Source organism: Pseudomonas cyclaminis (assembly GCF_015163715.1).
GTDB classification, from domain to species: domain Bacteria; phylum Pseudomonadota; class Gammaproteobacteria; order Pseudomonadales; family Pseudomonadaceae; genus Aquipseudomonas; species Aquipseudomonas cyclaminis.
Genome location: NZ_JADDUM010000357.1, coordinates 1 through 509 on the forward strand (window position 1 = coordinate 1; position 509 = coordinate 509).

At 62.7% G+C, this 509-nt stretch carries 1 pseudogene; it reads left to right on the plus strand.

The features are described 5' to 3' along the window. A pseudogene (locus IQK56_RS30365) lies at positions 1-483 on the plus strand (allantoicase); the annotation flags it as partial. Between the last annotated feature and the right edge of the window lie 26 nt (positions 484-509).

The following is a 509-nucleotide window of genomic DNA, read 5'->3' on the forward strand; positions in this document are numbered from 1 at the left end:
TCGGTGGGCGACAACGAACAGGTCGACCTGGCTGCCGCACTGAACGGTGGTCGTGCCCTGGCCTGCTCCGATGAACACTTCGGCCGCATGAGCAACATCCTCAACCCAGGCCGTGGCATCAACATGGGCGATGGCTGGGAAACCGCACGCCGTCGCACGCCGGGCAATGACTGGGTGATCGTCGCGTTGGGGCATGCCGGCGAGATCGAAAAAGTGGTGGTCGACACCCTGCACTTCAAGGGCAACTACCCGGACACCTGCTCGATCCAGGGCGCTTTCGTGAAAGGCGGCACCGACAGCCAGATCGAAACCCAGTCGCTGTTCTGGCGCGAACTGCTGCCGGCGCAGAAGCTTGAAATGCACGCTGAACACAGCTTCGCCGAGCAGATCAAGGCGCTGGGGCCGATTACCCACATCCGCCTGAACGTGTTCCCGGATGGGGGTGTGAGTCGCCTGCGTGTACTGGGCAAGGTCGCAAAATAAGGGTGAGCCCAATCGGGGGCAAGCCC